Genomic DNA, 26,969 nt, shown 5'->3' on the forward strand with positions numbered 1-26,969 from the left:
CCAAAGGCAAAGGATGTTCCCGTTGCAGATATACAGGGTATAAGGGAAGAATAGCCGTATTTGAAATGCTGATCCTGAATGAATTTGTAAGGGATGCCATACTCAATAAGAAATCAAGCTATGAAATCAGAAAAATAAGTATAGAAACTTCAGGACTGTTGACGCTTCTTGAGGATGCCATCCATAAAGCTTCATCAGGAATAACAACAATAGAAGAAATTTTCAGATGCGTTCCAAAACTGATTAAGCCGCGCTCTATTCAGGAAATAAAAAGATTACAGGGGAATTAATTCATGGAAAAAAATGAAGCCATCATTGATATTCTTTTATCTCAGGTTAAAAAAGAAGATTCGCTTCCGCCTTTAAGCCAAAATTCTTTAATGCTCCAACGGGAAATAACACAAAGTTCGCCTGATTTTAAAAAAATTGAAAACATGATAAAGGCTGATCCTGCATTAACCAGCCATATTTTAAAAATTGCAAATTCTGTTGTCTACAAAGGACTTGAAGAAGTTGATACTGTCAAGGAAGCCATACTCAGACTTGGGATTAACGAAATAAATAATATTGCTGCATGGACAATTCACCAATCCAATTTTCAGACAAAGGACCCATTTATAAAAGCCCATAAGACACAATTGTGGTTTCATTCTCTATCCTGCGCTGTGGGGTGTGTCTGGGCAGCAAAATATCTTGATCTTGATATGGAGAAAGTTATCTCAAAAGCGTTTATTTCAGGGCTGCTTCATGATATGGGCTCGCTTTGCCTTCTCACAGCACTTGAAAAAATAAAAGCTGGAAACAAAATAAAGGATTATCCTTCTGATTTTCTTTTACAAGAGCTTATCGAAACATTTCATACAGACCAAGGTTATAAGTTACTTAAACACTGGAACCTGCCAAAAGAATTCTATACAATTGCCAGAGACCACCATGCTGAAGAATTTGATCACACTGATCTTCTTCTCATCCTGGTCAGATTAATTGATAAAATTTGCCGTAAAATGGAAATGGGTAATAAACCAGAGGATACTGCTGCTGTGATCAGTTCTATTGAAGCCAAACTTTTGGGAGTTTCTGAAATTGGTATAGCTGAGATTGAAATCGAAATCGAATCTTCACAAAAAAAGTTTAAAACATTATTTAAATCTTAAACCTCCATAAGGTTGCGTTTATTGCTTGCAATATCCTCTTTCAAATTACAAATGGTACAGAATCAATCCCATTGGACAATAACTATGTACTTTATTTCACAAATTGTGAAATAAAGTACATAGTTATATTACATTTTTTTCCAATAAAAACATTATAGCTTATATTCTTCCAATCTACAGAGCAACACTAATTTTTATTTTATCACCATCTTACCTGGCTGACATTCTGTTTTCCATTGCATTTTCAAAGGTTTATTCCCCTATGTATCAGGATAGTTTAAAAACCATAATTTTCAATTATTTTCTGGCATAAATGTTGCTTTATATTTTCCTATATTTAACCATTAAAAAGGAGATCGTTTTATGAATTTAAAGTTTAAAATTTTTTTATTATGCGTGTTATTATTAAGTTTTACAATAAGCGCCAATGCAACCTCACTAATCACCAATGGCGGTTTTGAGAATGGAAGCGGCCAATTGCCATTGGGATGGCCTTCATCTGCCGGAACCTGGGGAGGAGATGCAGCATATTTTTCATCTTCACCGAATCAGGGTATCACGGCACAAGAGGGAAGCCAGATGCTCAAATTTGAATTTGCAGGCAGTGCTCCATCAAGCACATGGACTGCATCCGATATTTATCAACTGATAGATATGAATGCCTATTTAGGACTTATAGGGTCAGGCAATGCCCTTGTAACAGCATCAGGATTTTTTAATCGGATTGATTATGATGCACAGACAGATACAGGTTTTGATTTATCGATTTATGCGATGGACGGCACCTCTATTCCCGGTTCCTGGATTGGCAGTGAACGCGCCTTTTTGACAAGCGATACAGTTCTTGATACCTGGGAAAAATTAACGGTCAGTTATCTGTTGCCAAAAGAAACAACCTGGCTCGCAGTGCATATTGCGGCCCATGAAAATATTTTTAATGACGGTGCTAATGCAGTTGAATTTGATGGTCATTATGCGGATAATATTACCTTGACAATCGCTCCTGTCCCCGAACCCGCAACCATGCTGCTTTTTGGGCTTGGTCTTCTTGGACTTGCGGGTGTCAGCAGAAAAAAATAGTATTAAATAATTAGTGTCACAATACAATAATGTCATTCAATGTTAAGATTCAATAATAATTAACAACAAAGAAAGGAAGAAAAGTAAATGAAAAAAACCACAAAGTTTTTAATGACCAGTACCCTGGCAGTATTTTTATTATTATCCATCTCATTGACTGCCAATGCACTTACGATTGATCAAACCGGAAATCTTCTGGATAATGGAAGTTTCGAAACAGGCCCCCATGGATATAATGTATCTGTAACTGGCCATAGCATCCAGTCAGCAGCAGACAACTGGAGACAATGGAGCAACGTGGCTGGTTCTTATGTAACTACTGAACTTATAACAGACAATGTAATTGATGGCGACTCAGCATTATATATTGACGCCCCGAGCTGGTCCGGCGGATTTACGCTAAACTCCTACCATGAGTATGGATGGGATACAGATAGAGAACTTACCTTCAGCGGATGGGTATACGTGATCAGTGGACAGGTAGGAGCCGGATTGTGGAATGGAAGTAACCAAGATGGATTTGGAAGAGACATTTCTACAACAATTGGAGAATGGGAATTTCTGTCTGTTACCATGGATGCGGGGCGACTCAATAATGAGCCTCTTCTTTATTCCTATGGTGGTGCTGCTGAATTCATCGATGACAGTGTGTGGCTCAATTATGGATCGAAATCAGAGCACCCCGGTGCCCCGGTACCGGAACCTGCAACAATGGTTCTTTTTGGACTTGGACTTCTAGGACTTGCAGGTGTAAGCAGAAAAAAAATTATTAAATAATTAGTTTCACTATAGTATCATTCAAAGGCAGAGCCATCCTTTTTGGTTCTGCCTTTTTATATTTCACAGACCAAACAAATGATATGATTGACAATGTCTCAAGCCTTGTGAAGGTAATTATTTATATTTATCCCTTTGATTACAAAGAATCAAACACCTCATCCGGAATGTCAGCATTGCAATAAAATTTCTGGACATCATCACTGTCATCTAAAACCTCCATGAACCTGATCATCTGCTCTGCCTCTTTTCCTTCAACCTTTGTCAAATTCTGAGGAATCATGGTTATTTCCGCCAGTTCGTACTTGATCCCTGCCGCATCAATGGCTTCTTTTACTACATCAAAATCGGAAGGTTCAGTAATAATATCAAATGAGTCCGTCTCTTCTTTAATATCTTCCGCCCCGGCATCTAAGGCTAATTCCATCAGTGTCTCTTCATCTGACTCCTCTTTGCTGACAGAAATCAGGCCCTTTTTATCAAACATCCAGGCAACACACCCATCTGTTCCGACATTCCCGCCGGCTTTACCAAAAGCATGGCGCACCTCTGCAATGGTTCTGTTTCTATTGTCAGTTAAGCATTCCACCAGAACAGCGACACCGCCAGGGCCATATCCTTCATATAAGATTTCCTCATAATTGACACCCTCAAGCTCACCGGTTCCCTTTTTAATGGCTCTTTCAAACGTGTCCTTGGGCATATTCTGGGATCTGGCTGAACTTAATGCACGCCTTAATCTTGGATTAGCTTCAGGATCACCCCCGCCCATCCGGGCAGCAACGGTAATTTCCTTTATTAATTTAGTAAAAAGCTTACCCCTTTTAGCGTCGGTAGCGCCTTTTTTATGCTTTATTGTCGACCACTTGCTATGTCCTGACATTTTGTGACTCCTCCTTACTTCTTCCCTTTTGCAATGATATATATTTCTTTACTCTGTTTTCTGCAACTGTCCGGTTTAAAAGTTTTGCATTCTTTAAATTTTGATTTAACATTTTTTTGAAAGACATTAAAGTCATTACCCTGAAATATCTTGCAGACAAAATTACCGTTTTGAGCCAAAAAATCATCTGCAACCTTTAAAGCCATATTGCAAAGTTCAAAAGATCTTAATGCATCCACATCCTTTCTTCCGGTTGTTCCAGGGGCCATGTAACTGAGTATTACATTAAATCCCCTATGTTCATCTAAAAAAGATCCATTATCCAGACCTAGTATATTATCTTTAATTGCAACCACATTATCCGGCAAATGAATATCAATCGGTTTTAAATCAATACCAAATACTCTGCCCTGGCTTCCCACCTGTTTGGCGGCATATAACAACCATGAACCCGGTGCACACCCAAGATCAAGCACTTGGTCATTTTTTTTCATGATTTTGAATTTGTTTTGGATTTCTTCAAGTTTATATATGGATCGAGCCGGATAATTCTCGGCTTTTGCTCTCTGAGTTAAATGATCTGCCCATTGATTTTTGCCTGGTTTTTTATTGCCTGATTTTTTATTGGGTGTCTTTTTTTTGGCTGCCATTAAAATAATACCTCCATGGCACTTTTTAGAAAGCTGATACTTTCAATGGTCATTCCTTTTATCTTGGATAGCTGCTTGATCGTACTGCCGGGAACAAGGCATTTTGTAAATCCCATCTTTGCGGCTTCCTTAATTCTTGCCTGAACATGACCCACTGCCCTTATCTCACCTGTAAGTCCTATCTCTCCAATCAATGTTGTATTTTTATCAATTGGTTTATCCAAAAAACTGGATGCCAATGCTGCTGCTATGGCAAGATCAACTGCCGGCTCCACAATTTTTACACCCCCTGTGACATTCATAAAAATATCAAGACCGGAAAGATTCATCCCAAGTCTTTTTTCCATCACAGCAACAATTAGTGCGACCCTGTGAGTATCAAGCCCTAAAACAGTTCGCCGGGGTGTCCCAAGGCTGGAACTTGATACAAGGCCCTGGATTTCAACAAGGATGGGTCGAGAACCTTCCATACATGAGGTCACGACAGAACCCGGTGCAATGGCTGATCGTTCAGATAAAAAAACCGCAGATGGATTGGGAACCTGGGTCAGCCCTTTTTCGTTCATCTCAAACACACCGATCTCATTTGTGGGACCAAACCTGTTTTTAACCGCCCTTAAAATTCTGAATACATGGCTTTTATCCCCTTCAAAATAAAGGACGGTATCCACCATGTGCTCCATAATTCTCGGACCTGCGATGGCACCGACCTTGGTCACATGGCCGACAAGGAAAATAGGGATACCCGAAGACTTTGCAAGCCTCATAAACTGCATGGCCGCTTCCCTGATCTGTGTTACGCTGCCCGGAGTTGAAGAGACATCAGGGTGAAATACGGTCTGGATGGAATCAATGACCAAGGCATCATATTTTACGCCTTCCACCATGGCCAGTATGGAATCCAGGTCTGTTTCAGATACAACAAACAGGGAATCACCCTTTGAATTTAATCGTTTCCCTCTCATGGAAAGCTGACGGACAGATTCTTCGCCGGACACATAGAGGCATTTTTTCCCGGAGCCGGATAATTTTGACAATACCTGCAGCATTAAAGTGGATTTTCCAATTCCGGGATCTCCACCGATCAGGATCAGTGAGCCATCAACAAGTCCTCCGCCCAGCACACGATCAAATTCCGCTATACCGGTTTTGATCCTGTCGGATTTTTCCACTGCCACAGAATCAATTGGGACGGGTTGGGGCAAAAAAGAAGATTTTTTCTTTTTTAAAACTCCTGAAAGGATACGTTCTTCCAGCAAAGTGTCCCAGGCACCGCACTCCGGACATCTTCCCATCCACTTCGGGGTCTGGCCCCCACAGGATTGGCACCTGAATGTAAATTTATCTTTTTTTTTCAATCTGTATCAATCCTGTTTATTTTTTTTGATCAATGCCGATAAAATCTTTCACAATCAGTCCGTCAATATAAGAAAAGATTACACGATTGGCAAATGGATAATAAATTTTGCACCTTTTCCCGGCTCGGATACGATATTTATTTCACCGTTATGATTGTCGGTGATAATAAAATAAGAAACAGACAAACCAAGACCGGTACCCTTTCCCACAGGCTTGGTTGTAAAAAAAGGTTCAAAAATTCTTTTGCGGGTATCTTCTGTCATTCCAGGTCCATTATCTTCTATTTCTATACAAACAAGATCCTTTTTTTGTTTAACTCTTAAAAAAAACACAGGGTCCTTTAATGATTGAAACTCCTGCATGGCTTCGGCAGAGTTTTTTAGAATATTGAAAAAAACCTGCTGGATTTTACTCACCTCACACAACACCTGGGGTGTATCCGGATGATATTCTCTGATAATCTTGATCTTTTTGAAATCATACCGTTTTTTTAGATCATAATCACTTTGGGCAAGTTCTATGGTCTGATCCAGAAGAATCGAAATATCCTGCCGGACTTTTCCGGAAAAATCTTTCCTGGAAAAACTTAACATATTTTGAACGATTTGAGATGCCCGGACACCCGCTTCATGAATCAGTTCCAGCTGCCTGACAATCCCCCGGGTTTCCATAAAAGCCCTGATCTGATCCATGGTGATTCCAACCGCCTCAGCCGCCTCTACACTGGCAGGAATTTCACCCTGGATTCTGCTCAAGACAACTTGTGCATTCTGCATCATTCCTGCCAGCGGGTTATTGATTTCATGGGCCATTCCTGCTGCCAGGCCCCCAATGGAAAGCATCTTTTCAGACTGAACCACCATTTCTTCCATACGGACATGTTCAGTGATATCATCCACACGGATGACGGCACCTTCGATATTGTCAGCAATCAAAGGATAGGCCGTAATATCTTCATAGACCAATCCTTGTGATGTCACAGTGACCTGTTTTGGAAAATAATAGGGATCTCCGGTCTGAATAGTTTTGCTGATATTGTCCATAAACGGTTTCATTTTCGGAATCACTTTGTCCAAAGGCTTTGAGACAGCCTGTGATGATTTTATCCCATAAAGCTTTTCTGCCTTATAATTCCACAGGACTATGTTAGATTCTCTGTCAAGGCTGAACAAAGCACTTGGCATGGAATTTATAATATTATCGATATAATTTTTTGTTTTTTGATGTTGATTCACTTCAAATTGCAGGGATTCAACTTTTTCTTTTACGGCATCACGCATAATAACCAAATTATCTGCAAGAGCCCCCAATTCATCTTTTCTGTGAATATTAATGCTTTGATCCAGATGGCCTGCGGCTATTTTTTCCGAACTTTGCTGTAATTCCTGTAAGGGTCTGACAAATCTTAAATTCAAAATAAAAATCAATACCAGCCCTAGAATTAAATCCAGGATCACGGCCTGAAGAATACTGTCGAATTTCAATTTTTCAATGTTTTCATTCAAAAAAAAAGTTGTGGCGACGTTTCCCTTTGAAAGGATATGGGAAATTCAGTAATTTTTGTTCCTTTTTCCCGATCAGCAGGCTGGTATAGTTCATCTTGAAATGAAAGATATTCCTGTCCAAGATCCCAGATGGTGATCTTGATGATTTCAGGCTTTTTTAAAGCTGCCTTGCAAATCACTTTGCATGTCTCATCATCAAAATTAAACAATGCTGTAGAAAGGCTTGCTGAAAGTTGTACTGCTTCATTTATAAGAAAGACTTTTAGTTTTTTTTCCAGACTGACGGTCTGGGTTTGAATTTGATAGATCCCGAACAATGCCAAAACCAGGGTCGGGATACCAATGGCGATCAGGCTCAGCTGGATAGAAAGATTTTTCAAACTGAACTTACGTCTTTTGGAGGGCATGAAAATTTTATGTTTTGATTTCCGGTCTAATTTGGATTCAATTGTTTTATCAATTCTCATGGGGCCCCTTAATTTGCATTATTTTACTAATCTAACACAAGCTTGTTAAAATGGAAACGGAATATGGAAATTCGCTGCCGCCAGGATTGTAATTAAAGGGTTTATGGAATATGATGACTTTTTTAAATAGTAAATACAACTTTTAAGGATATAGTCATCAAACATGTTTCTTCCCACAACCATGAAAGAGGTGAAAAGGCTTAACTGGAGTCGGCTTGATGTAATTCTTGTGACAGGAGACGCCTATATTGACTCGCAGTTTATAGGTGTTGCAATCATCGGAAAAGTTCTTGTCAATAATGGATTTCGCGTGGGGATCATTGCCCAGCCCGATATGGACACTAAAGCAGATATTTCAAGATTGGGGGAACCCGCTCTTTTCTGGGGCGTTACAGGGGGATGTGTAGATTCTATGGTGGCAAATTACACGGCCTTGAAAAAAAGAAGAAAAAAGGATGACTATACACCCGGTGGTATGAATACCCGGCGTCCGGACAGGGCGGTGATTGCTTATTCCAATCTTATTAGAAAATATTTCAAAAAAACCAAGCCCATTGTCCTGGGAGGAATTGAAGCAAGCTTAAGGCGAATAGCCCACTATGATTTCTGGTCAAATAAAATCCGAAGATCGCTCCTCTTTGATGCAAAAGCCAATTATCTCTTGTTTGGCATGGCCCACAATACCATCATCAAATTTGCAACAGCTCTCATGGAAAATAAAAATCCAGACGTTTTAAACGGTGTTGCCTTTATTTCAAAAGAAAAAAAAGGCAAGGAACTGCCCTCCTTTGAAGCCGTTCAGAAAAGCAAAGACCGCTATATTGAAAGCTTTCGCATATTTTATGAAAACAATGACCCCATAACAGCCCAAAGACTTTGTCAACGACACAATGACCGCTATCTGGTCCTAAACAAGCCTTCACCCTATAGTACCACCGAAGAACTTGATCATATCCATTCCCTTGGGTTTGAAAGAGACCTTCACCCGTTTTATAAAAAATCCGGAACCGTCAGAGCTCTGGACACCATACGATTTTCCATTCCCATCCATTATGGCTGCTATGGTGAGTGTAATTTTTGCGCTATTTCAGTTCACCAGGGTCAAACCGTGCGATACAGAAGTGAAGACTCCATTGTAAGTGAAGCAAAAACCATTTCACATCTTGAAGATTTTAAAGGATATATTACGGATCTTGGGGGTCCCACTGCAAATATGTACGGATTTGAATGCAAAAAAAAACTTAAAAAAGGGGCCTGCCTTGACAAGCGGTGTCTCTTTCCTGAACCCTGCAAAAGCCTTGCTCCGGATCATTCAAAACAAATAAAGCTGATACAAAAAATAGAAAGACTTCCCGGCATTAAAAAAGTCTTTATCAGCTCTGGCATTCGTTATGACCTTGTATTAAATGATAAAAAAAATGGCACAGCCTACCTTGAAAAAATAGTAAGAGACAATGTATCCGGGCAAATGAAAGTTGCACCGGAGCATGCGATACCCCATGTTTTAAGATTGATGGGCAAGCAGCATATTGATCTGCTGCTAAAATTTAAAAACAAATTTGATACCTTGTCTAAAAAATCAGGGAAAAAAGAAGTTTTGACTTACTATTTAATCGCTGCCCACCCGGGTTGCAGCATGAAAGATATGGATGCTTTAAAAAAATTTACCACCCAGAAACTTAAGATAACGCCTGAACAGGTACAGATCTTTACACCATCTCCTTCCACCTATTCAACTCTGATGTATTACACAGGCTTGGATCCGTTCTCTATGACCCCTGTATTTGTTGAAAAAAATCCAAAAAATAAGGAAAAGCAAAAAACAATAGTAACTAAAAAAAGAACGCCATTCAAATAAAGAATCGCACAAAGCCTAAAAGGATATAATTTTCTTTGCGGCTTTGTGTGAGGAAAAAATCAAGAAATGTTTAATTTAATCTTACTTCCAGTTTCACAGGATGATGATCCGAATGTTCAAAATTAAGATAAATGCCTTGGACCTGCGTAACTTCGATATTTGGTGACACCAGGAAAAAATCGATCACCGTGGTCAGACTTGTTTTTTCATCATATGGGGCGACAAGACGTCTGTTGGTGGGAATCTTTTGATCATACACCCATTTCCATTCCGGCAAATAATCTTTTTTAATATCCATACGATTTTCATTATCCATGAGGTTGAATTTAAATTCAGGGTTAAAGCCCGGCGGACACTGGTTCCAGTCTCCTCCCACAATCACATAATTACCCTTTTTATATTCGCGGATTAAAAAATTCTTAAGATATGCCATCTGATTGCTTCGCAAGGTTCCATCATCATATGCTGAATTGTGAGTATTGATGACCAGCAGCGCTTTTCCTGTTTCAAGCCTGTATCTTGAAACCAGAAAACACCGGTCCAGCATAAACAGCCCCTGGGGCCATGCATAGTTCCCCGGGAAAGATTGCCTGACAACCGAAAGCGGTTCAAACCGTGAGAGTGTCTGTAAGCCTGATAAAACATGGCCAAGGGGATCAAAAGCAGGAACCGGCACAAAAAACACATCATAATTTTTCCCAAAGCTTGTATGAAATTGGGGAAATATCTTTGCTATTTTTGAATATCCATCAATGGAATAGCTTCGCTTGGATTTTTGATCCACTTCCTGCAATAAAAAGAAATCAATATCGTTTTGTTGAGCAATGAAAGTTTCAATGGTTTTAATATTTTTTTCCACAATTTTTTTAGATGGCCTCACTTGTTTTCCGCCATCATAGAAAAAATCCATGTCCCGGCTCAGGCCCCCATAACCGATATTCCAGATCAAAAACCGAAAATTTGTTTGTCCTGCAATCGCTTCAGCATCTTGTTTTTCAAACACCAAACTAATTGGATCAGGCCGGTAGTCCGACAAGGTGGCATACCCGACAAGCCCCACAAATCCCAACACTAAAATACAAATAAGTCCGAAGATGATCTTGAATAGTTTTTTCATACCATTAATATGACAGTTAGCTATTTCATAAACAAGATTATTTTTTACTTTCCAAATTCAGCAGCAAACTGTTCAATTGTTATCTGAGCTGTTTCGGCAACAAGCTGATCTGCAAAAGCAGCAATATCCTTACCATCAACATCATTATCCATATCGGTATCACCTGGTATTGAACCTGTAAACTCTAAAGCTCCTATATCATAGTACGCATAAGTTCCAATACCCGTATTAATAACTATTGCGTCAAATCTGACATTTCCCATGAAGTCTGTGCCAGGAGCATTGGTGCTGTCAGCCGCATCAATATTTGGAGAATCAGGTCTCAGGTTAAAATTATTATTAAGGAAGTCAATGAATGACGGATCAGTAAATATGTTGCCTGATCCAGGGGTAACTCCGTTAAAATCAAGCCCTGCATTACCAAACAGGTTGTTATAGGTCACATTTGGATTCAATGATGCTGCACTGTTAATACCGGTCACTCCGTTATAGGTAATAATGTTATTTTTACTGGTAAGATTGGAGGTTCCTGTATCAATTCCATACCAGCCGTTACCTGTAATGGTATTGTTGATTACATCTGCACTGGAAGCAGCATCAAGGTAAATTCCTGTGATACCGTTATCAAATATGATGTTGTTGGTGACTGTAAGATCAGATCCGGACAGTGCTGTTATTCCGTCTCCTTCAATACTGTAATAAGGAATGGTATTGGATATTATATTATTGGATATGATAATATCTGCATTGTCGCTTCTTATTCCGGACTGGTAACCGTTTTTGATGGTAAATCCGAAGATACTGCCTGATGTAACATCCTCAAACTCGACAGCAGGAAGATCCATGTCACTGCCGTCTATGATGGTGGAGGCAGCTCCTGAACCGATTACGTCAATGTCTTTACCGATATAAATGTTCTCATAATAGAGCCCGGGAGCTACCTGGACACTGTCTTCCGGACCGGCAAGGTCAATCCCTGACTGGATCAAGGTGACTGGCTGCGTCTGGGTTCCAAGTTCAGGTATCAGGGAAGAAGACTGATCAACATAGATGCTTATCGGCGAAGGTGTATCACTGATATTATCCGGATCAGTAAGGGACAGGTATTCTCTCAGATTGCTGAACCCGTCGTTATCTTTATCGCTAAAGGCATCATCAAACAGGGGATCAAGGTTGTTTGTTTGTTCCCATCCGTCTTTCATGCCGTCTTCGTCTGTATCACGATTAAGCGGGTTGGTTCCAGATAAAAGTTCATCCCCGTCATTGAGATCATCGCTATCTGAGTCTGCAATACAGGGGCTTGTCTCCTGGCTGTCCACGATCATATTCCTGTTCAGGTCTTCAAGACCGTCAATGATGCCGTCATTGTCTGTATCCGGGTTATCAAATTCAGTACAGCCGGTTTCACAGGCATCGCCAAGGCCGTCATTGTCCGTGTCTGTCTGTGAAGCATTTGAAATAGTCGGGCAGGTATCACAGATATCTCCGATATCATCAATATCCTGGTCTTTCTGGTTTGGGTTATAGTTATACGGGCAATTGTCTAAAGAATCCTGGATACCATCATGGTCAATATCCAGTTCATTTACAACTATGAGCTGAAAAGTCTGACTGTCGCTCATATTGTCCTGATCAAGAGCCTGGATGGTGATCAGATGGGTTCCGACATCTGAAGGTGTTGTCTGCCAGGTGATAAGCCCTGAGGTATTAATATTCATTGCTACAGGACCTGTTTTCACAAGAATCTGGAATGTATCATTGTCTGCATCCGTACATTCAACCTGGTAGGTAAAAATATCACCGGCTCTTATCGTCAGTGCCGGTGGTGTTGATGTAATCCTCGGCGGAGTTTCATTCCAGGGTTCACAAACATTGAGGATATAGGTCTGTGTATCCATCCCTCCAAAAGGATCTTCCACCTTCACACTTATGGTATGGTTGCCAAGTATTGTGTCATCAGGTGTCCATGTGATCAAACCTGTGACAGGATCAATGGTCATGCCGGTTGGATAAGCCGTAAGGCTGAAAATTAATGTATCATTATCAAAATCTGTGGCCAGAACCTGGTATTCATATGATTCTCCTGACATGGCATGGATAACCGGGCGTGAGGTAAACTGTGATATATTGTTGCCGATAATGCTCTTTAATGTAACCAGCTGAATTTGGGAGGCATCGCTTTCTACACCCTCCTCATTATAGGCAGTGACAAACAGTCTGTAAACCCATCCCGGATTGAGATCTTTAAGCTCAATACCTGTGGCATTACCGGAACTTTCAATGTGGTATTCTTTATCTGATGAATATGCAGACCCATAATATACCCTGTACCCTGCTGCATTAAGACTTGGATCCCAGGACAGATATATCCTGTCTTCATAGGGGACAACCGCAATATTATCCGGCACAGCAGGCGGCAGAGTATGTTCAACTTTTATCGTGCCGTCACTGTACTGATAAACCGGTGCATTATATCCATCATCTATTTTTGCATAAATATAATAGGTTCCATTGGGGATATTCAATGTATCCCAGTTGTAATCTATATCTGTGTCTTCACTCAGTCCTGATACAATCAGGTGGCCGTTAAACCCGCTGTTATTGTTGTCGTAATAAAGGCTGACGCCTGCATCATTGTCTAGATCCTGGGCATTCCATTCAATACTTACCGGATTTATAAAAACCGGGCCAACTGGTGCTGTGATTGTAATTTGTGGCACCTCATTTGGTATGATCATCTGGACTACATATTCACCAATATCCGGAGTATCCGGCACATCCACCTGCCATGTTCCCTGGGCCGGGTTTTCAACTGCATAAAACGCTTCATTAATGGCAAGATTTTTATTGTAAAAAACATCATCCTGGGATATTGCCGGGCCATATTCTGTTCCATCAGGTGCTGTCAGGGTGATGTCTATGTCTTCTTCATTTGTCCACTGGATCTGAAATAGGGCATATGGAACATCCTGGTTCAGGGTAAGGATTTCTATCCCTTTGGTTTCTATCCCGTCAACACCGGCTCTGTAGGCACTAATAACTTTAAGGTTACCTCCCACACGCCAGGTTCCGTTTTCTGCATCAATGGCTGCATATTCAGGAAGACTGTATTTTGTACCTCCTTTTGACACACCCCAGGAATCGCCATCATAAGTAACTGTTACTGAAATAAACCACCAACCTACCGATGTAGAAATATATTGATTTTCCGCTGTAGCCTTGATGCTGCCAAACTCCTTGCCTCCAATAAGCCACCAGTCTTCAGGAGTATAAAGCCCACCATCAAGAGCACCGTTGAAATTGTTCCGGTTATCAATCCTCATTTCTCCACTGACCTTTAAGATATCAACGACATTAAGGCTGCCATAAATCTCAAGCCCTTTACCTTTTTCAAGAATGACTGTAGCGGAAGCAAGTTTTCCATCTTCGCTGATGACATATATGGTACCGGTACCTGTAAGCTTACCACCGGTGTCAATAATAATTTCAAGAGTTCCTTTAACTGCAAAATAAGTTGTGCCGTCAATATCCCATTGAGGACCTGCAGTAAGTGCAAGATCACCTGACAAAATTAATGACGGTGGTCCAGGCATGAGTTCATCAAGACCGGCACCGATTCTTTGTAGATAAACTATTGGCACTGGCGCAGCTGGTGGGCCATAAAGGATGCATTTATCTATATCATCAGCAGCAACATAGACTTTATTCAGATAGCCTGACTGCACACCTACCTCAGCTTCAAGCATGAACGGAAAGAGAGGGACTTGAAATTGAGCACCCCCATAAAACCTCTGATTTTGGGTGTCAAACTCAAGCCATGCATCTTCAAGGCCATACCCGGTTCCTTCGAGAGCCAGGCTGATCCCTTCAATTTTTCCTTTAAGATCAATACCGCCTCCCCTGTGAAGGATAAAGTCTGCGGCAACAGTTGTGCCGCCCATATTATCCGGCAGTTGAAGCATGCCGCTTAAGATCATGTCACTGCTTCCGTCTTCAGGAGTGGAAGAACTGATGGTAGCAACAAGTCCTGCAATATTAAAATCTGCTTCTTCAAACGATATACCTGAACTGCTGATTTCTAAAGCCTGAATGGAAAGCTCATTCTGATATATTTCCATAGAACCTGAGATACTGAATGAATCCTGAGTAATTTCCAAATTATCTACTTCTATGTCAAACCCCATGAACCCAATCTCACCATTATTAAATGAAACACCACTGGCATTAATCATCAGGTTTTCAATGACAGCTTCGCCAGTAATGCTTGTTGTGAACAATGCTTTTTGAATGGCAATATGATCTGAACCTATATCAACATTTTCTATGGTCAGCTCTGCAGTACCTATTTTAATATCACCATCTTCTAGTTTGATGCCTTCTGCCTGGGATATGGTAAAATGTATAAGCAGATCAAGAGTACCTACTTTTAAATACCCTGCTATATCAATAACCTGGTCTTTAATTTCTAAACTGACAATCCCAACATCAAGCCCTCCAATTTTTAAGGTTAGTTCGTTTTGATCAATGTAATCAGCAATCATTTCATTTGCATCCAGGATAAAATCACCGTTGTAGATGGCAATTTTACCGTAAAACGGGATGTCAGCCAAATAAATTTCTCCATTACCTGATACGGTAGCATTGGCGACATCAATCTCAAGGTCTCCTGAGTAATGTAGCAGTTCATTGATGATGACATTGCCAGATGCCGTAAATATACTGCCGCCATTATCAATAATGTTGTCTGCATGGACTGTCATGCCACCTACTACCTGCTCTGCAAGTGTTCCTCCTAAGCCTGCTGTTACCTGAACTGATGCTGAAATATTTGATGCATTACCTGCCTCATCAACTGCTTTTATTGCAAACCAGGAATCCTGACCAGGTGTAAACCCTGATAACGAAAACATCTGGGTTGTTCCACTCAAAGAAGGTATCCAGGTCTGAACATAAGTGCTTGCTGAGTCCCAGTTGCTTTGTGTTATTGGGCTTGCGCTGTAACGGACTTCATAATGGTCACTGGTCCCAATGAGGCCGTCATCACCGGGTGCTGTAAAATTCAGTTTTATAGAGCCATTCAACAATCCCGTAGTACCGGAAAGATAGTTTACCTGGCCGGGAGGAATATTGTCTATTCCCCCGGAAACAACTTCATAAGTTATTTTAGAACTTTCAACATCAGAATTTGGAGTCAAAACTTGAATCCATGTCTGCCAGGAGCCTTCCATATCTGTTCTTAAAATAAATTCTGGCAACTGTGCATATCCACTGATAATATTTACTGATTGTACTGTGCTGCTGACCTCTGAACTTTCCGGTGTAAGAAATTTCCAGACATAGGTGACATTGTTGAGTTCATTATTACCTACTATAGAGCCTGACCCATTTATTCTTCCATTTAATTCGGTTTGAATTTTGTCCGTACTGATTGATGCTGAGTATACAGTTGGCCCGTCACCTTCGTAATAAAGTTGCTGTATTTCTGATTCTGAAATGACTCGATTATAAATACGAAAATTGTCAATTTTACCATCATAATATCGATTGTCTGTATTGTAAGCCTTGCCTAAACCGAAATTATTATTGACAAAGTCCTTCACCGTTGCCTGCTTACTTTCAACAAGGCTACCATTCAAATAGAGACGAAATTGCCCGTTTACCCAGGTTCCAGATATATGGTACCATACATGTGTTTGAATGCTGCTATCGGGAGTGGATATGCTTACATTCATATAACCCCAAATAAGCCTTTGATTAATGATTCCGAGATAAAACCTATCATTTGCAGAAAGATCACTCTCAAATAAAAAAGTTATCACACCTGGACGAAAAGCATTAATATTGATCCAAATGGAAAAACTCCCATGTTCTTCTTGTACAATACTTCTTAGATTACCAATATCAATAAAATCATCAACTCCATCAAACAAATAAGCGTTTTCTGAACTTCCAAATCTATCATGCGTTAAAATGGCACCATGAACGACCCCGTCATTCGTATTCCCACTTTTATCGTCAGCATCTCCATTGAAAGGGTAATAGGCAACAAGGTCATCATTTATTTCGGCATATACAACCTCATTTCCAATAGCCACATTTAAGAATAATCCTAAAAATAATATCAATAAAATCCGTAAGAAATGTTTCATTTCCCCTCTCCTTTACAATATAACTTCAAATAAAAAAATCGATTCACTTTGAAAATATAATTATAATATCTTTCACTTTTATTTTTTTCTTTGCTTGTAGCAACACCAAACATGAAACCAAAAACAGCCATCCCGATCCTGGTATCGGCACAGAATGAATTGAGCTGATTATAATATCACCATTGCCGGAAAAGACTGGATGCTGGTTTAATACACTGCCTGTTGTGTAATTATATGAAAAATCGAACCACTCCTGAGCAATGATTGTTCCATCTTTGTTCAGGTCAGCATTAAAATCCTCAAGCCCCAAAATCAAGCCCTGGGTAAAAATACTGTATGGCTCGTTAGTGTAGGAATAGGATTCTTCATATTCCATGCTTGACCCAAAAAAGGTCAGGCCGGGCACTGTATTCAGATCATTGTTCCCACCGATGAATCCACCGGCATAGCATGTATCAAAAAGAGTAATGATTGTTGCACCGGTTAAAGAAAGGCTATTAAAGGCAAGGGCAAGATTATCATCTGTGATTTGATCAGAATGATTTAAAAGCCCAATAGTTTCATCATAATCATTAAAGGCTGTGGAACCAGCAGCTGTTTCATCCTGGTTTACATCATCTGTGCAAGATCCATGGCCGGAATAATACCAGAATATCAGATCTTCCTGGTGAACACTGGAACCTAAATTATAAATGCTGTTTTCAATGCCTGAGCCAGGCTGGTTTTCAAATATAATACTGTTGATCGCAATGTCCTGCATTCCAGGACTGTTGCTTAAAGCTGAAAACATACCATTAACATCATTTATATATCCGTCATTGCCGATTCCAGCAAACCAGGTAGCACAGAATGCAGGTCTGATAATCAACAGGCAGACAATCAACAATGCAGCAGGTAAATATTTATTAAAATAATTCATTGATTAAAACTGGTATTTCCACTTGTTATAAATTGTATCAGCTCCACAATGATTTCTAAAACTCTACAAATAAGATGCAAATGTTATACCAGCAAAAATCAAGGCAACCCGGGAGAACATACAAAAGCTTTAATACACGGGAAAAGCCATGTTTCATATAAAAATTCCGTAAAAAACATGACCCACTCACTATGAAAAACTTTTCATATTTTATGAAAAGTTTTTCATAAAAATAGGAACTTTTTTTCCTAAATGATATTCAATCAATCTGAACCAGGTTTAAATATTTTCTGATTTAAAAATATTATTGACAAATAATATCGAATGGTTTAACCATTAGCATGGCAAAATTGTATATTCAGGAGAGACTATGACAAATAATAGAATTAACGCTCACCCGATTTTAGATGTTCCCCAAAAAGAGACAATCTCTTTTTATTGGAACAAATCAAAACTTGTGGGCAAAAAGAATGAAATGATATCGTCTGCACTTTTTGCAAACAATATAAAGATATTCGGTCATCACCATAAAGATGGGTCTGCCCAGGGAATTTTTTGTGCCAACGGGCAATGTGCGAAATGCACGGTCATTGCCAACGGCATACCCGTTAAAGCCTGTATGACCGGTATCAAAGAAAATATGATTGTTGAAAGTGTTGAAGGACTGCCCAAACTTCCTGATGTGGATGAAAATCCGCAAATCAGCAATATTGAACATACAGCCACTGATGTACTTGTCATTGGCGGCGGGCCCGCAGGGCTGTCTGCATCCATTCAATTGGAAGAACATAAGATCAACACCATTCTGGTGGACGATAAGGATGAGCTTGGCGGAAAACTAGTGCTGCAGACCCATAAATTTTTCGGTTCTGTGGAAGACTCCCATGCCGGTATGCGCGGCATGGATATCGGTCGCATGCTGGCTCAAAAAGTTGAAGACAGCACGCATATTGATGTCTGGAAAAATAGTACCGTGCTTTATGTATTTGATGACAAAAAAGTGGGCATCCTTAAAGACGGAGTCTATAAAATTGTCACCCCTAAAGTGATTTTAAATGCTGCCGGGGCCCGGGAAAAATTTTTAAGATTCAAAGGCAATTCATTGTCCGGGGTATATGGCGCAGGAGCCTTCCAGACCCTTGTGAACCGGGATCTTATCAAACCCACGGAAAAACTCTTTATCATTGGCGGTGGCAATGTAGGCATTATTGCCGGATACCATGCCCTGCAGGCCGGTATAAACGTTGTGGGCCTTTGTGAAGCCCTGCCCCAATGCGGGGGATACAAGGTTCATGAAGACAAGCTCAAAAGACTTGGCGTTCCCATATACACTTCCCATTCCATTGTATCGGCCAATGGAAAAGAATCGGTTTCTTCGGTTACCATTGCCGGGATCGATAAAAACTTCCAGGTTCTTGAGGGCACTGAAAAAACCTTTGAGTGTGACACAATTCTTATTGCCGTGGGGCTTGAATCTGTTTCAGAATTTACAGAAGAAGCTCAATCCGCCGGCATCAAGGTCTTTGCCGCAGGAGATGCTTCTGAAATAGCCGAAGCATCATCCGCCATGTTCAATGGTAAAATCGCAGGATTAAAAGTGGTTCAGCACTTCATTCCTGATGCAAAGCAGATCCCAAAAGCCTGGTATGAAAAAGCAGATATCCTCAAATCCCATCCAGGCCCTGTCCAGAAGCTTGAAGCCCCGGCCGATGAAAAGGGAATCTTTCCGGTCATTCACTGCAAGCAGGAAATCCCCTGCAACCCCTGCAGTACAATCTGCCCTGAAGGCTCCATTCAAATGCAGGGAGATCCCATTAAAGGTCTGCCCAAATTTGACGGTGAATGCAAGGGATGCATGAAATGCCTTACCATTTGTCCGGGACTTGCCATTACCCTGGTGGATTACAGGAAAGATCAGGACAATCCTGTGGTCTTTCTTCCCTATGAAATCGCCAATATTAAAGTCAAAAAAGGGGATGACATCGCCCTGGTTGATGTGGATGGAAATCCTCTGGGCACTTATACGGCGCTTGGGGCAAAGGCAACAAAAGAAAGCGATCGGACCCAGATTGTAAGGGTCAGAGTGCCTGGGGATATTGCTAAAAAGGTAGTGGCGTTTACCATCCAGGAAAAAGAAGTTACCCGGGAACTGACCCGGAAAATCCCCCATGATCATATACAAGACGATGAAGTGATCTGCCTTTGTGAAAGAGTAACAGCAGGTGAGATCAGGGATCTTGTCAGAAAAGGCATTACAGATATGAACCAGATCAAGGCCATTTCAAGGGCCGGCATGGGACCCTGCGGGTATAAAACCTGTGAAAACCTGATGAAACAGATCTTCTGGGCAGAAAAAACAGCCCAGGAAGATATCGTCAACAATGTTCGGCGCCCCCTGTATATTGAAGTTCCCTTGGGTAAATTTGCCAATGGAGGTCAAAAATGAAAAAGTATGATGTTATCATTATCGGTGCAGGTTCTGTTGGTATACCTGCTGCTTTGTCCCTGGCTGAAAACAAAGTCAAGATCCTTGTCATTGATGCACTTGCGTCCCCGGGTCAGGGTCAGAACAAAAAGGCCATCGGCGGCATCAGGGCCACCCATTCCGATAAAGGAAAAATTACCACCTCCTTAAGAAGTATTGAAATTTTTTCCACCTGGAAAGAGATACATGGCGATGATATCGGCTGGATTCAGAACGGGTACAGTTTTCCCGCCTATACAGATGAAGATGCCAGAAAATTAAAGGATTTGATGAAAATCCAAAAATCTTTTAACCTGGATATTGACTGGCTGACCCCGGTCGAATATCTTAAAATCGTACCCGGTATTAATAAAAAAAACCTGAAAGGCTCAACCTATTCGCCAAAGGATGGCAGTGCCTCCCCCCTGCTGGCCATTCAAGCCTTTTATTTTAAAAGCCTTGAATATGGTGCCCAATATAAATTTAAAGAAACCGTTTGTGCCATCACCATTGCAAGTGACAAAGAAATAAAAATAAAAACCGACAAAGATGAATACACAGCCGCCAAGGTCATCAATGCCGCCGGCAACACTGCACGGGAGATGGGACAGATGATCGGCCTTGATTTCCCGGTTGAACCGGACAGCCATGAAGGTGCCATTACAGAACCGGTCCAAAGATTTTTCGGTCCCATGGTCGTTGATTTAAGACCTTCCCAGGATCCGGCCACGGAAGATTCAGCCAATTTCTATTTTTACCAGAACAATGAGGGCCAGGTGATTTTCTGCCTGACGCCCAAACATCTGATGAAAGGGACAGATAGTGAAGCCACATCCGTATTCCTTCCCCAGGTGGCAAAACGGATGGTGGCTCTCTTTCCAAAGCTTGCCAATCTTAAAGTCAGGCGAACCTGGAGGGGACAATACCCCATGACACCTGACGGGTTCCCCATTGTCGGAGAAACAAAAGAATTTCCTAATTTTATTAATGCCATCGGCATGTGCGGCCAGGGCTATATGTTAGGGCCAGGGCTTGGAGAATTATTAGCCAGAATTGTGACTTGCGAGTTGACACAAGAGGATATAGATGTTCTAAAACATTTTAATTTATACAGAGATTTCTCAGGAATAGAACAATTCAAATAGGAGCCTTGCAAACAAATCAATGTTTAAAAAAGCCAAGCAAAGCAGAGTATTCCAGGATGTGGTTGAGCAGATACAGGATGCCATTATAAACGGCAAACTTGAACCCGGCACAAAGCTTCCGCCGGAACGGGAATTAAAAGACAGGTTCAATACCAGCCGTGGAACCTTAAGAGAAGCTTTAAGAGTGCTTGAGCAAAAAGGGCTCATTGAGATCAAACTGGGCGTCACAGGCGGCGCTATTGTCAAACGCATTGATGCCGAGCCCATTGTTGAATCCCTGGCCCTTTTAATCCGTTCAGGAGGTGTCTCCCTTGAACACCTTGCAGAATTTAGAATCAAAATCGAGGGCAGCCTGGTAGAACTGGCTGCCACTCGTGCCACAAAAAAAGACATCGAGAAACTGGAATCCATCTATAATCAAGCAAAAGCCTTTTTTGAAAAAAATGACTGGGAAAATTTTTTAAAGACCGATGAGAAAGCGCATACCTATATCGGCACCATGACACGGAACCCCGTGTTTCAGTTTGTACAAAAAAGTATTCATGACAATATTCACCAATACTATGAAGAATACCTTCCCATGAACAAGCAAAGAACCCTTGAAAACCTCACAGACTTTGAAAAAATCATTGATGCCATGAAAGCCAATGACGCTAAGACCGCTTCAGAAATTATGATGGATCATGTTAAGCGGTTCAGTGATAAAATGCAGGAAAAAATAAATAATAATTCCAAATAAGTCTACCCTTTGTTCGTTTCATAATGGCGGACAGCAGACCTTACTCCGTTGATCATGCTGACATTTCCAAAACAAAAATATTTAATCATATAATCTTCTTTTAGATTTAAAGCCTTGAATATCTGTTTTTCAGAAACCCCTTTTTTCCAGAGAACAATGATGTTGCCATACAGCTCTTCTAAAAATCCAAGTTTTTTTTCTATATGTTTTTTACCGTGTTCAAGCTTTGGATAGTGGCAGCACAAAAGGGTTTGAAAGTCCAATTTAAGAATCTTCTTCAAAGATGCAATCTGGATTCCCATATCTTCATCTTCACGAAAAAACTTGATTTTATCAGCAAGGTAAAGGTCCCCTGAAAACAAAACACCTGCATCTTTTAAAAAATAACTTGTATGATCTTTGGAATGCCCGGGTGTGTGAACTGGAACCATGTCACCCAGAGCTGTTTTAATGCTTTGTGGAACAAGCTCCATGCTTAACGGCATGGCTTTCCCCCACATATATTTTTGATAGGGCAAAATATGAAACCGGGCTTTCATCTTTTCTTTTGTCAAAGGATGCCCAAATACCCGCACATCAAATGCCTGCTTTATGGCTGCTGCATTACCACTGTGATCTTCATGGTGGTGGGTTAAAAATATCCTTTTTATATTATGGGCCCCGGCAATTTCAAGAGCTTCTTTTTCCATATGAGATTGTCCGGTATCCATCATCAGGTCATCAAACACATAGCAATAGACCGTCATCATAGGTTGACCAAACAAAGACCAGCCAAGTTTAAACCCTTTGATTCCCTTCAAATCATATGTTTTATAAAGCCGCATAATCAATGCCCTTTATAAGCTGTTTTTAAAATTTTTCAAAGCCCAAAAATTACCATGAATACTCTTGCTATTTTAAACCCATATCCTTTATATAAGGATGCATTAAATAATTGATTATTTTTTTAATTAAATGAATAAGAGAGAACAGATGAAGACACCACCCAAAAAAACTCCGATTGACCCTTCCATCGTCAAACAGGAAATAGAAAAAATGGGACTTAAATCCGTTGGCCTTGCCTCCATAAGGGAGCTGAACCGGATTGTAAATAATATTGAAGTAGCTGCCAATGAAAAATATATCCGCATGGAAATGGGGGTGCCGGGTTTCGATCCCCCGAAAATAGCAGTGGATGCGGAAATCAAAGCTTTAAAAAGAGGGGTTGGCTCAAAATACCCGCCCTTTGACGGTATCCCTGAATTAAAACTTGAAATATCCCGGTTTGTTAAACGCTTTATTGATGTGGACATCAAGCTTGAATCCTGTTTTCCCACGGTGGGCTCCATGCAGGGATGCTATATGGCCATGATGTGCACCACCCGAAGGTTGAAAGACAAAAACAAAATCCTCTTCATAGATCCGGGCTTCCCTGTCAACAAACGCCAGGCTAGCGTCATTGGCGTGCCCTATGATAATTTTGATGTATATGAATTCAGGGGTGACAAACTCAAACCAAAACTTGAATCCTATCTTGAAAAAGGCGATATTGCCTCCCTTATGTATTCCAATCCCAACAACCCTGCCTGGATCTGCTTCACCGATCAGGAGCTTCAGATCATTGGCGAGCTGGCCACAAAGTATGACTGCATCGTCATGGAAGACCTGGCCTATTTTGGCATGGATTTCAGGAAAGACTATTCCATCCCCGGAAAAAAACCCTTTATCCCCTCTGTTGCTAAATATACAGACAATTACATCCTGCTCATTTCAAGTTCCAAAGCCTTTTCCCTAGCGGGCCAGAGAATCGGCATGACCGCCATCCCGGACAAACTGTTTAACTCTGAAGGAAATAATCTTGAACCTTATTTCGGCTCCAATAATTTTGGTTATGCTTACATTTTCGGTGCCATGTATGCCTTAAGTTCCGGTGTTTCCCATACCAACCAGTGGGGGCTTACAGGTCTTTTAAAGGCGGTCAACAATGGTGACTATAATTTTGTGGAAAGTGTCAAAGAGTATGGAGACCGGGCAAAGGTCATGAAAAAACTTTTCACGGACAATGGCTTTCAGATTGTCTATGACATGGATGAGGATGAAAAAATAGCCGATGGATTTTATTTTACCATTTCATATCCCGGGTTCAGTGGGATCGAACTGGTAGAAGAACTCCTTTACTATGGCATCAGCGCTATTTCTCTGACCACCACGGGAAGTGACAGACATGAAGGGTTGCGGGCATGTGTTTCTCTGACAGGGCAGGAGAGGTTCAAAGATCTTGAAGGCCGCTTGCAATCCTTTGAAAAGGATCATCCAGAAGGAAGTGATTTTAAAGTTATCAATTTGTAAAATAATTTGTACGTAATTGTGAGTGGTCTTTCTATAGGAGCTACGCCTGTTTATTTTTTACAAAATATTAATGACTATAATCTTTTGACAATTAAATATTTATTTAATATAAGGCCATAGAAAAGGTTCCCCTTGGTTTCACTGACCAGATATTATAAGTTTGTTTAATAACAGAAAAAGATGTCCTCAAAAATGAAAAATGAAAATTTTAAGAAATTTAAAAAACTAGTAAAATCCTTAACATTCTATGGAAGACATTCATTTGATTCTTTAGTTGAAGATTCTTCGTCTATTATCGAAAAAGCTTATATAGATCCGTTACCTGGTAATAGTACTATTGCAGGAATAATTGATTCAAGATTTTCATTAGTTCTTGGTAGAAAGGGGACCGGTAAAAGTATATTGTTTAATGTTTGCCAAGAAAAGCTCTCTAATGAAAAACAATCTATCGCCACCTATGTGAATTGCTTTGAAATCCTTAAAGAAGAAAAATATGATTTATTTGAAAAGATCGAAAAAATCCTTGCAACCGCATCCGATATTCTAACCCAAGAAGATATTCAGGAATATATATATAGAAGAAATTTTATTGAAAAAATTCTTACCGATCTGATTAAGGAAATAAGCAAAAAACTTAAAAAAAGTTTCAAACTAAGGATACTGAAAAAATTTGGCAAGGACAAATATACAAATACTACCAAATCGTTGAAAAATTTAATTCAAACTCTACAAACCCCGAATGATTCAGAGGTTTCAATAATCAAGCAAAAACACCTTATCAGGGAGAATCAATCAAACCATAATAAGGATAGTGGATTAGGGGCTGGAATAAAAACAGAGATCAATACCGATTTGATAAAAGGCCAAACAGCTGCGAAAGCAGGTCTTGAGTTGAGCTATAAAACAAACGAATCAGATCTATCTAAGAAGATGGATTTTCAAGATTACAGTGGTATCTTTCTTTCTGTTTTTAAACCTCGTGAAATTTTTAGAGGATTATTTAAAATTTTAGGTGAAGTCGGTATTACTAAACTATATATTTTTGCAGATGATTATTCTGAACTTAATAAAGAATATCAAGGACTTCTAAGCAATTCAATTCTATCACAATTTCATCAATGGTCTGAACATAATATCCATGTCTCTATAGCTGGATACCCAAATAGATGCTATTTAGGCAGTGAGATAGACAGCACAAAGATTGATGTTGTCGATATTGATTTTGATGCAATATATAAAAATTATAATTTAACAGATAAACATTTCGCAGCATTAAAATTTACAGAGCAACTTATTAAAAAAAGATTTGAAATTTTTTGTCCTAAATCTAATTTTTTTGATTTTTTCGATAAAAATGCTGGAACTAAAGAAGATTACTACAGGGTTTTATTTCAGGCTTCGTATAACTCACCTAGACTGATTGGTAAAATTCTCGAGTTTGCAGCAAACTCTCAAATTTCAATTGGAAAACAAATCACACCTACCGTTATAAGAAAAGGAGCCGAAAATTATTATAGCTCCCAATTAAAATATTTTGAGATAACAAGTCAGTACCAGGCAAGAGAATCAGATGTTCCCTTTTCGCCGCCAATTGATATATTAAATCAGCTTGAGTTACTAAACTTGCTTGTCAAAAAACAAAAAGGGAACCAAACAAGAATAACTGATACTAAATATAAAAATCTTTATGGAAAAACGCCACCTGTAAGTCACTTTCATATAAGTCACACGAAGGAACATCTTATTAAATTTTTATTTAATAATTATTTCATTAATAAAGTTGGAGAAGTAAGTGTTAAAACGGATAAAAAGGTTGCCTCTATTTACTCCTTTCACCTAGGACTTTGTGAACAAAATAGAATCAAATTTTGGGAACCTACCAAACAAAGAGAATACAAGGATTATTTGAAGGAACGATTTTTCTTCCTTGATGATGAAATCCAATTTTTTATAGATAAAAGGAAAAAAATCGTTTGCAAGTCTTGCCAGACAGAGTATCCTTATTCTGAGCTTTTAATGATACAATCTTTTCACATGATGTGTAAGCAATGTGGCCAGAAATCATGTGAAATAGAAGAATTAGTAACTCAGAATAAAAAAATCCTTCAAATTGAATCGGATGCCAAATTACCTGAAGTAGAATTAAGAATGTTATCAACTATCCATGAAAAACAAAATGATTTCGATCCACTGTTTCCTAAAGATATTGCAGGAGAAGTTGACTGTAGCTATCAGCTTGTAGGTCAAAGAATGAAAAAATTAAAAAAAGAAAAATTTGACCTTGTTTATTATGAAAAGAAACCAGATCATTCTGGTCGATTTCGAAAAGCTTATAAATTAACAAAAAAAGCTGAAGGAACTTATTTTTAATCTAA

Annotated in this window: 18 protein-coding genes and 1 pseudogene; 10 read left to right on the top strand and 9 right to left on the bottom strand. The window is 39.8% G+C overall.

What is annotated here, in order from left to right; genetic code table 11:
• The 4 genes and pseudogenes from K8S13_RS24245 to K8S13_RS24260 all read left to right on the top strand — a co-directional run.
• A pseudogene (locus K8S13_RS24245) lies at positions 1 to 290 on the top strand (secretion system protein E); the annotation flags it as partial.
• 3 nt (positions 291 to 293) lie between these two features.
• Positions 294 to 1,154 (top strand): HDOD domain-containing protein, encoded by an 861-nt coding sequence (locus tag K8S13_RS24250; protein WP_291466304.1) that lies wholly within the window; start codon positions 294 to 296, stop codon positions 1,152 to 1,154.
• Positions 1,155 to 1,517: 363 nt separating this feature from the next.
• Positions 1,518 to 2,234 (top strand): PEP-CTERM sorting domain-containing protein, encoded by a 717-nt coding sequence (locus K8S13_RS24255; protein ID WP_291466305.1) that lies wholly within the window; start codon positions 1,518 to 1,520, stop codon positions 2,232 to 2,234.
• Between the two features lie 87 nt (positions 2,235 to 2,321).
• Entirely contained in the window at positions 2,322 to 3,011 is a 690-nt protein-coding gene (locus K8S13_RS24260; protein ID WP_291466306.1) for a PEP-CTERM sorting domain-containing protein, read from the top strand.
• A gap of 139 nt (positions 3,012 to 3,150) precedes the next feature.
• Here K8S13_RS24260 and K8S13_RS24265 read toward each other — a convergent pair whose 3' ends face one another.
• The 5 genes from K8S13_RS24265 to K8S13_RS24285 all read right to left on the bottom strand — a co-directional run bounded on the left by K8S13_RS24265 (position 3,151) and on the right by K8S13_RS24285 (position 7,875).
• Positions 3,151 to 3,894, bottom strand: a complete 744-nt coding sequence (locus tag K8S13_RS24265) for a YebC/PmpR family DNA-binding transcriptional regulator (RefSeq protein ID WP_291466307.1) — start codon at positions 3,892 to 3,894, stop codon at positions 3,151 to 3,153.
• Between the two features lie 14 nt (positions 3,895 to 3,908).
• Positions 3,909 to 4,544 carry an RlmE family RNA methyltransferase gene (locus K8S13_RS24270; protein WP_291466308.1) on the bottom strand — a complete coding sequence of 212 codons (636 nt, stop codon included), beginning with the start codon at positions 4,542 to 4,544 and terminating at the stop codon, positions 3,909 to 3,911.
• On the bottom strand, positions 4,544 to 5,902 hold the full coding sequence (gene radA, locus K8S13_RS24275; protein WP_291466309.1) for a DNA repair protein RadA: 1,359 nt from the start codon (positions 5,900 to 5,902) through the stop codon (positions 4,544 to 4,546). Before radA ends, K8S13_RS24270 begins: the two co-directional genes overlap by 1 nt.
• 78 nt (positions 5,903 to 5,980) lie before the next feature.
• Positions 5,981 to 7,387 carry an ATP-binding protein gene (locus K8S13_RS24280; RefSeq protein ID WP_291466310.1) on the bottom strand — a complete coding sequence of 469 codons (1,407 nt, stop codon included), beginning with the start codon at positions 7,385 to 7,387 and terminating at the stop codon, positions 5,981 to 5,983.
• A gap of 17 nt (positions 7,388 to 7,404) precedes the next feature.
• Complete coding sequence (locus K8S13_RS24285; RefSeq protein WP_291466311.1) at positions 7,405 to 7,875, bottom strand: hypothetical protein; 471 nt, start codon at positions 7,873 to 7,875, stop codon at positions 7,405 to 7,407.
• Positions 7,876 to 8,038: 163 nt separating this feature from the next.
• Here K8S13_RS24285 and K8S13_RS24290 point away from each other — a divergent pair, with 163 nt between their 5' ends.
• The gene (locus K8S13_RS24290; protein ID WP_291466312.1) at positions 8,039 to 9,733 is read left to right on the top strand and encodes a YgiQ family radical SAM protein; all 1,695 of its coding nucleotides are present in this window, start codon (positions 8,039 to 8,041) and stop codon (positions 9,731 to 9,733) included.
• Positions 9,734 to 9,803: 70 nt separating this feature from the next.
• Here the strand turns inward: K8S13_RS24290 and K8S13_RS24295 are convergent, their stop codons facing one another.
• Genes K8S13_RS24295 through K8S13_RS24305 form a run of 3 tightly spaced genes read right to left on the bottom strand, consistent with a single transcriptional unit; the run spans position 9,804 to position 17,918 of the window.
• A complete protein-coding gene (locus tag K8S13_RS24295; RefSeq protein ID WP_291466313.1) occupies positions 9,804 to 10,850 on the bottom strand; it encodes an endonuclease/exonuclease/phosphatase family protein in 1,047 nt (348 codons plus the stop codon).
• Positions 10,851 to 10,894: 44 nt separating this feature from the next.
• Positions 10,895 to 16,999: a LamG-like jellyroll fold domain-containing protein gene (locus K8S13_RS24300; protein ID WP_291466314.1), complete on the bottom strand. Its 6,105-nt coding sequence runs from the start codon at positions 16,997 to 16,999 to the stop codon at positions 10,895 to 10,897.
• A gap of 43 nt (positions 17,000 to 17,042) precedes the next feature.
• Positions 17,043 to 17,918, bottom strand: a complete 876-nt coding sequence (locus tag K8S13_RS24305; protein WP_291466315.1) for a caspase family protein — start codon at positions 17,916 to 17,918, stop codon at positions 17,043 to 17,045.
• Positions 17,919 to 18,288: 370 nt separating this feature from the next.
• Between K8S13_RS24305 and K8S13_RS24310 the strand changes: the two genes are divergently transcribed.
• The 3 genes from K8S13_RS24310 to K8S13_RS24320 are packed head-to-tail and all read left to right on the top strand — an operon-like array spanning position 18,289 to position 22,266.
• Positions 18,289 to 20,364, top strand: a complete 2,076-nt coding sequence (locus K8S13_RS24310) for an FAD-dependent oxidoreductase (RefSeq protein ID WP_291466316.1) — start codon at positions 18,289 to 18,291, stop codon at positions 20,362 to 20,364.
• The gene (locus K8S13_RS24315) at positions 20,361 to 21,527 is read left to right on the top strand and encodes an FAD-binding oxidoreductase (RefSeq protein WP_291466317.1); all 1,167 of its coding nucleotides are present in this window, start codon (positions 20,361 to 20,363) and stop codon (positions 21,525 to 21,527) included. The genes K8S13_RS24310 and K8S13_RS24315 overlap by 4 nt, the downstream gene beginning before the upstream one ends.
• Before the next feature lie 19 nt (positions 21,528 to 21,546).
• Entirely contained in the window at positions 21,547 to 22,266 is a 720-nt protein-coding gene (locus tag K8S13_RS24320) for a FadR/GntR family transcriptional regulator (RefSeq protein ID WP_291466318.1), read from the top strand.
• Positions 22,267 to 22,268: 2 nt separating this feature from the next.
• Here the strand turns inward: K8S13_RS24320 and K8S13_RS24325 are convergent, their stop codons facing one another.
• Positions 22,269 to 23,090: an MBL fold metallo-hydrolase gene (locus K8S13_RS24325; RefSeq protein ID WP_291466319.1), complete on the bottom strand. Its 822-nt coding sequence runs from the start codon at positions 23,088 to 23,090 to the stop codon at positions 22,269 to 22,271.
• A gap of 148 nt (positions 23,091 to 23,238) precedes the next feature.
• Here K8S13_RS24325 and K8S13_RS24330 point away from each other — a divergent pair, with 148 nt between their 5' ends.
• Both K8S13_RS24330 and K8S13_RS24335 read left to right on the top strand, forming a co-directional pair.
• Positions 23,239 to 24,594 carry a pyridoxal phosphate-dependent aminotransferase gene (locus K8S13_RS24330; RefSeq protein ID WP_291466320.1) on the top strand — a complete coding sequence of 452 codons (1,356 nt, stop codon included), beginning with the start codon at positions 23,239 to 23,241 and terminating at the stop codon, positions 24,592 to 24,594.
• 192 nt (positions 24,595 to 24,786) lie between these two features.
• Positions 24,787 to 26,964, top strand: a complete 2,178-nt coding sequence (locus K8S13_RS24335) for a hypothetical protein (protein ID WP_291466321.1) — start codon at positions 24,787 to 24,789, stop codon at positions 26,962 to 26,964.
• Positions 26,965 to 26,969 lie beyond the last annotated feature (5 nt).

The sequence above is a fragment of the Desulfobacula sp. genome, assembly GCF_021107415.1.